Annotated in this window: 7 protein-coding genes; all 7 read left to right on the top strand. The window is 48.5% G+C overall.

Going from position 1 to position 10,108, the window contains the following annotated elements; all coding sequences use genetic code 11:
• Positions 1–620: 620 nt before the first annotated feature.
• The 7 genes from rimP to QT996_RS27305 all read left to right on the top strand — a co-directional run bounded on the left by rimP (position 621) and on the right by QT996_RS27305 (position 9,924).
• Complete coding sequence (gene rimP, locus QT996_RS27335; protein ID WP_333050528.1) at positions 621–1,088, top strand: ribosome maturation factor RimP; 468 nt, start codon at positions 621–623, stop codon at positions 1,086–1,088.
• A 277-nt stretch (positions 1,089–1,365) separates the two neighbouring features.
• A complete protein-coding gene (nusA, locus tag QT996_RS27330) occupies positions 1,366–2,649 on the top strand; it encodes a transcription termination factor NusA (protein WP_333050527.1) in 1,284 nt (427 codons plus the stop codon).
• Positions 2,650–2,742: 93 nt separating this feature from the next.
• Positions 2,743–3,057: a YlxR family protein gene (locus tag QT996_RS27325; RefSeq protein WP_333040950.1), complete on the top strand. Its 315-nt coding sequence runs from the start codon at positions 2,743–2,745 to the stop codon at positions 3,055–3,057.
• Between the two features lie 382 nt (positions 3,058–3,439).
• Positions 3,440–6,628, top strand: coding sequence for a translation initiation factor IF-2 (infB, locus tag QT996_RS27320; RefSeq protein WP_333050525.1), 3,189 nt, complete (start codon positions 3,440–3,442; stop codon positions 6,626–6,628).
• A gap of 401 nt (positions 6,629–7,029) precedes the next feature.
• Positions 7,030–7,770: a low-complexity tail membrane protein gene (locus tag QT996_RS27315; protein WP_333050524.1), complete on the top strand. Its 741-nt coding sequence runs from the start codon at positions 7,030–7,032 to the stop codon at positions 7,768–7,770.
• A gap of 241 nt (positions 7,771–8,011) precedes the next feature.
• Complete coding sequence (locus QT996_RS27310; RefSeq protein ID WP_333050522.1) at positions 8,012–8,236, top strand: hypothetical protein; 225 nt, start codon at positions 8,012–8,014, stop codon at positions 8,234–8,236.
• A 470-nt stretch (positions 8,237–8,706) separates the two neighbouring features.
• Entirely contained in the window at positions 8,707–9,924 is a 1,218-nt protein-coding gene (locus tag QT996_RS27305) for a glycosyltransferase family 4 protein (RefSeq protein WP_333050519.1), read from the top strand.
• Positions 9,925–10,108 lie beyond the last annotated feature (184 nt).

The following is a 10,108-nucleotide window of genomic DNA, read 5'->3' as shown; positions in this document are numbered from 1 at the left end:
AGTTTTTGAGTAACAGCTTGCCGGATATTCAAAGGCAGCTACTTTTGGCTGCAATCATTTTTTAGTCTAAACTACAGCCCGTATCCCAAGTCCTAGAACGCCTGAGTGCCCATCGCCAACAGTTCTAGGGACGATCGCACCGACTTCGGTATCAACCAGGAATTTGCCCTCGCCCCACCCCACTCCCAAACGGTAATCAAGTCGTCCTCATTCCCCCTGTTAGCTCTCCTCTTCTGCCCTCGGACAGTCCGCAGATGCCGATTCGGTTTGTCACCGGACGGGCGATCGAGCTAAACTGAGAACTGAGGCCTGCCTTTGATCGGAAGAAGTCCTCAAACTTCTTGGAAGAAATTGTTTTACCTAGGAGTGGGTCAAGCCCACTTTTTTTGTTGCATTAGTCGCAGGAAAAGAGCTCAGGGCGTCTGACTTGCAAGTTGAGGACTGATCTAGTAGGGGTAATCCCCCCGCTTGAGATCCCCTGCTGGGATGTTGGGTAAGTCCCAAAGTTGAAGACGAAAGTCCCAGCCACCTAATCAAACCACCTCAAAGCCAAGCAATCTCAACACCAAATTTTTCCTTGCCCGTATCCGAGTTCAGGAGTTTTAACTTAAGTATTCGATATGACTCATCCCCTAATCCCACAAATCATTGACTTAGCTACCCCCGTTGCGGAAACACTGGGATTGGAAGTAGTGGGAGCAGTGTTTCACACCAACCAAAATCCTCCCGTCTTGCGGGTAGACATCCGCAACCTCCAACAAGACACCGGTTTAGCCGACTGCGAGCGCATGAGCACAGCCCTCGATGCCGAGTTAGAGGCAGCCGACATCATACCCGATGCCTACGTGCTAGAGATTTCCAGTCCCGGAATATCCCGATTGCTCAGCAGCGATCGAGAATTCATTACCTTTAAAGGTTTCCCCGTGACAGTCAAAGCCAGCGAACCGGACTCGCGAATCAAAGAGTGGAAAGGACTACTCCTCTCCCGGGATGAAACAGCGGTTTATCTCAATCAAAAAGGGCGACAGGTTAAAATTCCCCGCGCTCAGATTGTCAAAGTTGAACTAGACGAAGGAAAGGAGAGGTAAAGGGAAATTTTGAGTTTTGAGTTTTGAGTTTTGAGTTTTGAGTTTTGAGATTGCCTCGCAGCAAGCTGAAAACGCTTGGCTGCGAGTTAATTTTTAACAATCACATCTGTAGGAGCGGGTTGAATAGGAACAACAAATAAATTGTTACACCACCTAGCTTCCCTAATCCTATCCAGTAACTCATCAATCATTGGTCATCACTCTTTATCTAAAATTTCTCAGGATCAATTACCAATTACCAGTTACTTATTACCACAGCAAAAAAGGAGAGTTTTATATGTCAATGGTTCCCCTGCCCGGACTAAAAGAAATGGTCGAAGGTATTAGCAAAGAACGCAATTTACCCAAACACGCCGTCCAAGCAGCCTTGCGAGAAGCCCTGCTTAAAGGATACGAACGCTACCGCCGTACCCAAAAACTCGATCACTTCAGCGAAGAATACTTCGACAACTTTGATGTAGAACTCGACGCAGAACAAGAAGGTTTCCGCGTTTTAGCCAACAAAACTATTGTCGAAGAAGTCATCAATCCCGATCACGAAATCTCACTTACGGAAGTGCAAGAAGTAGCCACGGAAGCTCAGCCGGGTAGCATCGTGCTCGTAGACGTAACACCAAATCAAAAAGAATTTGGTCGCATGGCCGCGATCCAGACCAAACAAGTTCTCGCTCAAAAACTGCGCGACCAACAGCGCAAAATGATTCAAGAAGAGTTTAAAGATTTAGAAGAAACCGTTCTTCAAGCAAGAGTGCTCAGGTTTGAGAGGCAGTCGGTAATTTTAGCAGTTACCAGCAGCTTCGGTCAGCCAGAAGTAGATGCCGAACTCCCTAAGCGCGAACAGTTGCCTAACGACAATTACCGGGCAAACGCTACATTCAAGGTTTATCTCAAAAAAGTAGGCGAAGGATCTACTAGAGGGCCGCAGTTACTTGTTTCTAGAGCCGACGCAGGTTTGGTGGTTTACCTGTTTGCTAACGAAGTACCAGAAATAGAAGACGGGGTGGTGAGGATTGTTGCCGTAGCCAGGGAGGCAAATCCGCCATCCCGGCACGTCGGCCCCCGGACTAAAATAGCAGTTGATACTCTCGATCGCGACGTAGACCCCGTAGGAGCCTGCATCGGAGCGCGGGGATCGCGGATTCAGGTAGTAGTCAACGAATTGCGCGGCGAAAAAATCGACGTGATCCGCTGGTCTCCAGACCCAGCAACTTATATTGCCAACGCTTTGAGTCCCGCTAGAGTAGATGAAGTGCGTTTAGTTGCTCCCGAAGGCAGGAGAGCTCACATTTTGGTCGCTGAAGACCAACTGAGTCTTGCCATTGGCAAAGAAGGTCAGAACGTGCGCCTCGCGGCCCGCCTAACCGGTTGGAAAATCGATATCAAAGATATTGCTAAGTACGATCGCGCCGCCGAAGACAGCAAATTGGCAGCAGAAGCAACTAGGCTCGAAGAACTAGCAGGCGACTACGACGCAGACGATGCAGGCGACTACGACGAGGAAACCGCAGAATTTGAGGAAGAGGAGGCAGCCACCACGGAGGAAACCGAAGCCACAGTCTAAAAACTGTGACATTTACAAGATTTTCTCTCTTCGGGAGACCAGGAGGACTTGTCCCCTACTCCCCCCTCTCCCCCTACTCCCCTCTCACAAGAAATGAAACCGAACTACCGGTGCTGTGCAAGTTGTCGGAAAATAGCTCCTAAGGAAGCTTTTTGGCGAGTAGTCAGGCTCTATCCTTCTCATCAGGTACAATTAGATCGTGGCATGGGCCGTTCTGCTTACCTTTGTCGGGAAGCCGAATGCCTCAAAGCAGCTCAGAAAAAAAATCGACTTGGGCGATCGCTCAAAGCGCCTGTGTCTGACGAACTGTACCAAACACTTTGGCAGCGTTTAGCCACATCTGACTGTACATCTTACTCTGGCTCACCCGGACGAAAAACCGACAATAGTTCGGCATCGACTGTATAAACCCTCTTGGCAGCCCTACCAGTAATTACTGGTAGCGCCAGCTATAAAACCCCAATCCGATCTGCCCACCAGTCTGGAAAGATTTGTGTCAGATTAGATAAGGGTAGGGTACTAGCAGAGGTATCCTCAAGGTGGAAAGGCAAACTTTGAAGCTTGAGAGAGTGGGTTTTGCCAAAACTCAGACTTCGGAGTTCCAAGTTCCCAAACAGACTTGAGAATTCTTCAACCGCAGACTTCAGCGAGTTGCATCTTTTAGGTAAAATTGCTGAGCGAGTACCAAAACCCCGATTCCTGACACTGAATCAATCACACCGAATGATGTCGTCATTAGCACAAAAAATCACAATGTAAAAACTGGTTGGCACAAAAGAGGGCAGAGTGGATGAACAACGGCAAAGTAAGAATTTACGAATTATCACGGGAACTAAATTTGGATAATAAAGACATCTTGGCAGTATGCGAGCGGCTCAATATTTCAGTCAAGAGCCACAGCAGCACAATTACAGAATCAGAAGCAGAGCGCATTCGCAAAACGGCGGAAAAATACGTAGCCAGTAGCCACTCTTCCCCCGGCAAGCCAGCTCCACCCGAAAGAGCAGCAGCGCCATCTAGAGAATCTGGCCCTCACCCTAACGACCAACAAAAAAAGCAGCAAATTTTAGAAATACGCAGTCCAAAAGTACGGCCGGCTGGTGCAAACTCCCAGCCTGCGGGCAACGAGGAGCAAAAAACCCAGCCTGGGGCCACCGTGGCAACTCCTCCCAAGTCGCCCGCAGCTCAACAACTCCAGCCTCCAGCTAAACCAAATATCAATCGACCTGTACTGTCGAAGCCAAATGTCGCTGTCTCGGCGGCTCCGTCAGAAACAGTCTCGGAAACAGTCTCGGAAACAGTCTCGGAAACAGTAGGTGCGATCGCGGAAACAACCGCGCAGGCTCAGGCACCTCTGACACCTCAACCTTCATTGGAAAAGGCTCCCGAACGCACCAAGCAACCGCCGATCGCCCCTCCCGCGCCTTCGGCAAAACTCACGTCGCCGCCAGTCAGAGGGGCGTCAGAGTCGGCTAGCCGTACCCCACAAAATCTGGGGAACAAGCCGGTACTCAAACTTGCAAAAACCGAGCAAGAGCAATCAGAACAGTCAGAAACTCTGGAAGCGCCGGCTAAACCGAGCCGCCCCAGCAGACCTACACCGGGAGGTACCGAATCCCGCGACGCGCAAAGACCGCGCCGGGAAGGCGCTGGTGGCCCAGTCAAAACTCCACTTGCCGATCGACCCCAGCCCGGTGGTCCGCGCCGGAGCCTTGCCCCCGCAACGTCAGCTACCGGACTGCGTAGCCGGGGCGGTGACACCGGAGCCGCAGGGGATGACACGGATGACAATGAAGAAGATAATACGCCGTTGCTGGGGATTACTCTCCTCGAAAGGCCGTCCCTCCCTCGTCCTGCCAAAAAGACATCGGTCATTTGGGAAGAAGATGATGACGAAAACTCAGATGCTGCCAAAGCTGCCAAGGCTGTTAAGGCAAAACGTTCTCGCCTCAAACCAATAGATGAGGATGACGACGACTTAGAAAACGGCTTGGATATGCCAGCACCAGTCACGGTCAGCCTGTCCCTAGCCCGCCCAGCTAAGGCGAAGTCACAAGCAGCACCCAAGTCAACACCAACTCCGGGCGCACCCGGAAGCAGTGGAAAAAATAAGAGACCGGGCCCTTCTCACGATAAAAGTTCTTCTTCTGGCTCGAGTGGGGGACGCGGCAACCGGGGCAAAACAGCCGAAGCTAAGGTAGAACGTCCAGAAAAGCTGCTGCTGAGCAGGCCGATGACCGTTCAGGAACTAGCAATTACTTTGGCAGTTCCCGAAACCGAAATTATTAAGCGGCTGTTCTCTAAAGGTATTGCGGTCAACATTACCGAAACCTTGGACATTTCAGCGGTGAGAATGGTAGCCGAAGAAATGGGCGTAGAGGTAGAAACCCCAGAAAAAGTAGCCCCAGCTATCAAAGTGATCGAGATGCTGGACGCAGCCGATTTGGAATACCTCGAACGCCGTCCGCCAGTCGTAACGATTATGGGTCACGTGGATCACGGTAAAACTACTTTGCTCGACTCGATCCGCAAAACCAAGGTGGCTCAGGGAGAAGCTGGGGGCATTACCCAGCACATCGGTGCTTACCACGTGGATGTGGTACACGAAGGCAAGAGCCAGCAGGTGGTATTTTTGGATACGCCGGGTCACGAAGCCTTTACAGCGATGCGGGCTCGGGGAACACGGGTTACTGACATCGCCATCTTGGTGGTGGCGGCCGACGACGGCGTGCGACCCCAGACAATTGAAGCGATCAGCCACGCGAAAGCGGCGAAAGTGCCAATTGTCGTGGCTATCAATAAAGTTGACAAGGAGGGTGCTCAGCCGGAACGGGTGAAGCAAGAGCTTACTGAGTACGGCTTGGTGGCAGATGACTGGGGCGGCGATATCACGATGGTTCCCGTCAGCGCGATTCGAGGCGAAAACCTAGATACGCTGTTGGAAATGATTCTGACAGTGGCGGAAATGGAAGACCTTAATGCCAACCCGCACCGACCGGCTAAGGGTACTGTGATTGAAGCTCACCTCGACAAGGCAAGGGGACCTGTGGCAACTCTGCTGGTGCAGAACGGCACTCTGCGAGTGGGCGATATTGTGGTCGCAGGCTCGGCTCTGGGCAAGGTGCGCGCAATGATCGATGACCGGGGCGATCGCGTAGAGCACGCAACTCCATCCTTCGCGGTGGAAGTGCTGGGGCTGCGGGAAGTTCCTCGCGCCGGAGACGAGTTTGATGTCTTCGCAAACGAAAAAGAAGCTGCGGCGATCGCGTCTGGAAGAGCTACTTCCCAACGAGATTCCCGCCTACTGCAAGGTGGCCGGATCAGCCTCAGCGGCTTCTCTCAACAAGCTAAGGAAGGCGTTCTCAAGGAACTCAACTTGATCTTGAAGGCAGATGTCCAAGGCTCCCTCGAAGCAATTGTCGGCGCTCTGACTCAACTTCCTCAAAAAGAAGTTCAACTCCGACTGCTGCTATCTGCTCCTGGGGAAATTACAGAAACGGATATTGACCTCGCTGCAGCCAGTAATGCTGTGATTATCGGGTTCAATACTACTCTCGCCACCGACGCTCGCCTCGCGGCAGACCAAGCGGGCGTAGACGTGCGGGAATACAGCATCATCTACAACCTCTTGGATGACATTCAAGGGGCGATGGAAGGTCTGCTGGAACCCGAACTGGTGGAAGAACCTTTGGGTCAAGTCGAAGTGCGCGCTGTCTTCGCGATCGGTCGCGGAGCTGTGGCTGGATGTATGGTACTCTCTGGCAAAGTCATCCGTAACTGTAAGGTGCGGGTGCGCCGGGGCAACAATGTCGTTTACGAAGGTGTCCTCGACTCCCTAAAACGGATGAAGGAAGATGCCAAAGAAGTCAATGCTGGCTTTGAATGTGGCATTTCCTTGAGCGGGTTTAGCGACTGGGCGGATGGCGATCTTATTGAAGCCTACCGGATGGTTACTAAGCGCCGGACTCTCTCTCAATAGTTTTGAGTTGTGAGTGTTGAGTTGGAAGAGAATTTTTGAATGATCGCAACCAAATTGCCGATCGCTCGCAACTATTCTCTTCACTCAATACTCCTAAACTCATCACTCCCAACTTTTGTTTTTAACTTATAGCAGAAGGAAGAAGGTTTTAGTTATCTAGGAAAGAATGAAGAAGCAATAAAAGCAAAGATATAGCAATTAACAACCTCCTAATCGTCTTGGCTGTTGCTGAAAATTCAAAATTTAAAACTAAAATAAGACTTACGCAAATCCACCGAGTTTCCTCCCACAATGCTCGGTTTGACCGGAAATATACTTTTCGCACCGGCTTTCTGGGTCAAAAGTGCGTCCCAGACTCTCAAAATTCAAAACTCATAACTCATAACTCATAATTATTTAAAGTGCGTTCTTTTTGGTCAGATCCTTTTTTGTGGATTCACCTTTCTGGGGCGGCTACACTGCCGATTTTCCTAGGACTGTGCTTGCTGGGACTGGCAGTGGGTTCTCCCCTGCTCCCTGTGTGGTTAGAAATGTTTTTAGTGGCTGTAGCAGGTATTGTTCCTGTGCTGTGGATGCAGTGGTTCCGCCCTTTTTACATTTTTAGTATTTTAGTTGTGGCGGTAAAACCGCAGAATTTAACTTCTGTGCAGCATCGGCTTCTGACTCGGTTTAAAACAAAGTTAAATCAAGGAATCGCTCTTTTTGTCGCTGTTTTGCTGGCAGTAATTTTGTGGCAGCTTTACCGACTGGCTCCCCTCGCGGCTTCGGTGGCTCCCTTTCCTCCTTCGGGGCGGTGGGCTGGATTGTTGTTGGCAGTTGCTGCTTTTTTAGCTAGCAATTTGTTTTTGCAGGTGTCTGCTAGTGTCATGGCGGTTTTGCTGACGCCGGAATCAGAATTTGCAGCGACAAAGCCTCATGTTTTAGAAAAAATTCGGCAGGATTTTACGATCGCGCCTTGGCAAGTCGATCGACTTTTGCCGGCTTTGGCAGCCGAGACAACTGCGGCTGTGCCTGCACCCGTAGAGTCAATTGGACGAGCATCCGGCACAGGGAATCCGTCAGTGGGCAGTATTGTCAACCCAAAACCTGCTGACACCAACGACGTTACATCTCTACCCGAACAGTCGAGCGAAAAAAAGTGAAATAAAAAATTAAGAGGAGGACAATTGTAGTTTAAGCTACTTTAATTTGTACAGATATATGCTGTGAAAAAAATAGTTAAGGCCCCTCTTCGGATAGAGATTATTAATAGTCTTAATATTTAATTTTTAATCGCAGGTTGTGGATATTTTATGTTGGCTCTTTGGAGAGAAGAATCTATAATAGAGAGTGTCAAGGTCAGCTTTCAATCCTAACAAGGGATTAAAACAGAGGTATAACAATATGGCGAATTATCTACCGATCGCAGAAGAACCTCAAGCCGCAGATCCGATTGAGCTGTGCGAAGATTCTGAAATCTGGGGCAGTCTCAAATCCGCGATCGGCGCAAGTTCAGGATTTCAACGCTGGCAGCTAGAACTCAAATTTGAGCGTCAGCAGCAAAATGCCACCATCGATCAGCAGGTTCGGTCATATCTGCGGGAAACATTAGAAACTTTGGCTTACTGAATGCCCTAAAACCAAATATTGTCACGGTTTGTGAATTTTACAGCCCAATTCTGCTGGCATCCCCTCCAATATGCTATGTGAGTGCCGACAATAAGTGTCGATCGCAACTTCGGGTCTCAAATTGCAGGGGACAGTATTTCTCCTTACTTAGTCGGGATTAATTCCCGCATTCTACTTACAACACACTCTGAAAAAAATCAAGAGAAAATTAGCCTGACACCTTCCATACAAAGCGACTGCGGCCGCTATCTATAGCAAGTCTATTTGAGTCATGAATGTAGAACAACCTGAAACGCTTGTGATGATTGAATCGATTGTTTACAAATCAAATGGTTTTGCTATATTGACCTGGCTGTTGCCGAAACTCTTTATAATAAGACTGAAGCCAAATAAAATTAACAGTTTGAGAGTGGCAGTACATCAAACCATACACATAAACCTGATTACACATCTTTGGCACCGCAAATCCTATGAATACTTTACAACCCGAGTTGAGCAAAATTCGCTTAGTCATAGTTCAGTATGCCGGCGATTACGGAGAAGTCTTTGAGTGTTTAGCGAAAGGTGGAAGCGAAACATACTACGCTCAAAAATATTCTGTTGATGCCGTTACCGAGATGGCAAAACGGGCCGAATCAGTAACGGTTATTTGCTGCACGTCACAAGAATTTAACGAGAAGGTTCTAGACAACGGCGTGCGGACGATCGCTTGCGGATTTAGTTACCCAATTAATTCCCAAAAATTGATCGAGTTAATTGCCAAGCAAAATCCGACTCACTTAATCATGCGGACGATTCTTCCCGACGTTTTTAAGTGGGCAATTAAAAATAAAATTAGAACCATCGCCGTATTTGCAGAATCTATTGCCACAACTACTTGGCGCCAGAAAATCCGCAACTATTTCCTAGCTAAGTTGTTTAATAACAAGCAAATAGAATGGGTGGGAACTTACGGTATAACTTCATCTTTATTGTTCAACGAAATAGGAGTAAAACCCGATAAAATAATTCCTTGGGACTTCATGATAGACAGCAATCCCGGTTCTCTTTCGCCGAAAGAAATTTCTGCTGGCATCAAAACTTTGAAACTATTTTATGCAGGCTTGTTAGTACAAAGCAAGGGAGTTGGCGATATCTTAGAAGCCGTAGCAAAGTTAAGAGAGCGGAATATATCAGTTCACTTAAAAATGGCAGGTAAAGGCGAAGAAGAGTTTTTTTTCCAGCAAGTCGAACAGTTGCAAATTAAAGATTCTGTAGAATTTCTTGGAATAGTGCCAACTCAGACTTTAGAACCTTTAATGAGAGAAGCCGATCTCGTGTTAGTTACTAGCCGGCACGAATATCCCGAAGGTTTTCCCCTGACAATTCAGCACGCTTTACGCACTAGAACACCGATAGTAGCTTCGGATCACCCGATGTTTAAAACCCACTTAAAGCACGGTATTAATTCGATGATTTTTGAGGCGGGGAACTCTCAGGCTTTAGCAGAATGTATCGAAAAAGTTATTTCGGATTCAGCGCTTTACCACAATCTTTCTGTCGCTTCTCACTCAACCTGGCATGAGTTGCGTCTCCCTGTCAAATGGGCGGAATTGATCGATCGCTGGCTGGATGATTCCCCTGAAAGCAAACAGTGGTTGTTTGAAAAACGGCTGGCTGCTGAATACTACAATAAATATCTCCCATAACTGCCAAACCTTCTCCCCGCTTGGTTTCTTGTCCGAAGCCCGATCGACGAGGGCTTCGGACAAGAAACCAACGCTTAAATAAGGGTTTGAAGACTACATTAATAACAACTAAGCTGTTGTGCCTTTAAATAGGGTATAATAAAAAATGAGTTTAGTCAATCTCTACAAAAATGCCAGCTAAAAA

The sequence above is a fragment of the Microcoleus sp. S13C4 genome (assembly GCF_036700865.1).
Taxonomy (GTDB): Bacteria; Cyanobacteriota; Cyanobacteriia; order Cyanobacteriales; family Microcoleaceae; genus Microcoleus.
Note: the sequence above shows the minus strand (reverse complement) of the source record. Positions and strands in the feature narration are given on the sequence as shown.

Coding starts and splice junctions, on each gene's coding strand:
- rimP (WP_333050528.1), top strand. CDS start 621: ATGACTCATCCCCTAATCCCACAAATCATTGACTTAGCTACCCCCGTT.
- nusA (WP_333050527.1), top strand. CDS start 1,366: ATGTCAATGGTTCCCCTGCCCGGACTAAAAGAAATGGTCGAAGGTATT.
- QT996_RS27325 (WP_333040950.1), top strand. CDS start 2,743: ATGAAACCGAACTACCGGTGCTGTGCAAGTTGTCGGAAAATAGCTCCT.
- infB (WP_333050525.1), top strand. CDS start 3,440: ATGAACAACGGCAAAGTAAGAATTTACGAATTATCACGGGAACTAAAT.
- QT996_RS27310 (WP_333050522.1), top strand. CDS start 8,012: ATGGCGAATTATCTACCGATCGCAGAAGAACCTCAAGCCGCAGATCCG.
- QT996_RS27305 (WP_333050519.1), top strand. CDS start 8,707: ATGAATACTTTACAACCCGAGTTGAGCAAAATTCGCTTAGTCATAGTT.